The sequence below is a fragment of the Lacihabitans soyangensis genome (genome assembly GCF_024343775.1).
Lineage (GTDB): Bacteria > Bacteroidota > Bacteroidia > Cytophagales > Spirosomataceae > Leadbetterella > Leadbetterella soyangensis.
The window spans coordinates 1-1844 of sequence record NZ_RJUF01000126.1 but is presented as its reverse complement, the minus strand read 5'-3'; the positions used below and the strand labels follow the sequence as shown (position 1 = coordinate 1844).

Here is a 1844-nt window from a genome sequence, read left to right as displayed (position 1 = left end):
AAACGCACGAATTGGTGCCGGTTCTGTTGTCATTGAAGACGTAAAAGAAGAAGCAACTGTTTTTGGAAACCCTGCTGTGGCGGTTGGGAAGTGAAGAAGTTTGTAATTTCGAATTGAAAATCCTCTTTATCTTATTTTGAAGTAGGGAATAGGTCAAAGTGTGGACCTGAATAGCTAGTAAATAAACCTGAAAATCTCAATGGAGCATCTAGAAATTGCCAAAATTATCAAAAAATTATCAGAGTATTCATTTCTAATAACCATATTAATGTCATTTATCATAATGAATTTATATTCTTTTGAAGGAATAGACATTTGGTTGTACTTTGGAATTCAAGATATAATTGGAGAATCCTTGGGCTTGCTTTTCAGTGATTTTATATTCATAATTTTACTGATAATGTTCATAATTGAAAGATTTCATAAATACCAATTATCAGAGGACAAGTCTTATAACTACATGGGTATATATTTTTGTACCGGATGGATATTTATTAAAGTGATTAATATATCTCATTCTTTAGTTTTGTGGTTCATCATCGGGCTTTTACTAATTGGTATCTTAGTTTTAGACAAAGTGTATTTTAAATGGCTTTCTAATAAGAAGCATAAAGTTTTCAATACGCATGTAATCGTAGTAGCTACAACAATGTTTTTATTAACTATTGCAATATTAAATTTCTTTGACAAAAGAACGTTTAATGGACAAATTGAACTTTTAGACAATAAAATAATTGTAATTTCAGCCAACAACTATATTGCAAAAAGTAGTGATGCCAAAGTTTTGGTTTTCGATGCTGTAAAAAGAAAACTGATGGTAATCGAAAATTCTTACATTAAGCAAATATCCTTGCAAAAGGTACCAATAAATAACACTTACTTATATTAAGTTAGTTCAACTATGCTTAGTCTTCCGACTTTGAATTGGATGCCATCGGCCTTCTAATCAACTACCTATTATTATTATCACCCCTCCCCCAAACACTCAAAAACCATTCTATAAAAATCTGGGTGCGATTGCCACGTTTGACCAGAAACGTATCTTCCGTCTCTAACAGCTTCGTTTTTACCTACAAAATTGCCTCCACAGGCTTCTACTTCGAAACGTACGTTTTCGTAGCAAGTAACAGTTTTGCCTTTAACCAAACCAGCGGCCGTGAGAATCTGAATTCCATGGCAAATAGAGAAGATAAATTTATCGGCTTTGTCAAATGCTCTTACAATTTCTATCACTTTATCATTGTGTCGTAAAAACTCGGGTGCTCTTCCACCCAAAATCAAAACGGCCAAATATTCTTCAACTTTTACATCATCAAACGCAATGTCAGACTCCACCAAATACCCAGGTTTTTCAACATAAGTATCCCAGCCCGGCTCAAAATCATGGATGACCAAATTGAGCCTTTTTACACTTGGTGCAGCAATAACAGACTCATAACCAGCTTCTTCAAAGCGGTGTTTGCCATATAAACACTCGTAACCTTCGCCAGCATCACCAGTAATAATAAGAATTTTTCCTTTCTTTGACATTGTATTAAATTAGGTTGAATAAAGAACAAATATAAAAAATTCCAAATGAAGTTCCGCTAATGGTTGATTGTATAGGGTAAACGGAGTTTTAGATATTAAGAGTTGACAACTTTTAGAAAGTTGTCAACTCTTGCTAACTCAATGGCACTTTTGGGTAACCAATCTAATAAAAAATGTCAAATATATAACAAAACGCCCCTTCAACAAGCTCAGGGAGACACTTTTCGACAAGCTCAGGGAGACAACCGCTGTCAGGCTGAGCTTGTCGAAGCCACGTCCCAACTGAAACTTCCCAAAACATTAAGGCAGACTGT

Annotated in this window: 3 protein-coding genes and 1 pseudogene; 3 read left to right on the top strand and 1 reads right to left on the bottom strand. The window is 34.5% G+C overall.

The window, feature by feature from the left end:
* Together EGI31_RS14860 and EGI31_RS14855 are read left to right on the top strand one after the other, a co-directional pair.
* A pseudogene (locus EGI31_RS14860) lies at positions 1-94 on the top strand (acetyltransferase); the annotation flags it as partial.
* Between the two features lie 105 nt (positions 95-199).
* Entirely contained in the window at positions 200-889 is a 690-nt protein-coding gene (locus tag EGI31_RS14855; protein ID WP_255037963.1) for a hypothetical protein, read from the top strand.
* 77 nt (positions 890-966) lie between these two features.
* Here the strand turns inward: EGI31_RS14855 and EGI31_RS14850 are convergent, their stop codons facing one another.
* Positions 967-1530: a DJ-1/PfpI family protein gene (locus tag EGI31_RS14850; protein WP_255037962.1), complete on the bottom strand. Its 564-nt coding sequence runs from the start codon at positions 1528-1530 to the stop codon at positions 967-969.
* Between the two features lie 120 nt (positions 1531-1650).
* Between EGI31_RS14850 and EGI31_RS14845 the strand changes: the two genes are divergently transcribed.
* Positions 1651-1844: hypothetical protein (locus EGI31_RS14845; protein WP_255037961.1), on the top strand; the 194-nt coding region annotated here is incomplete at its 3' end.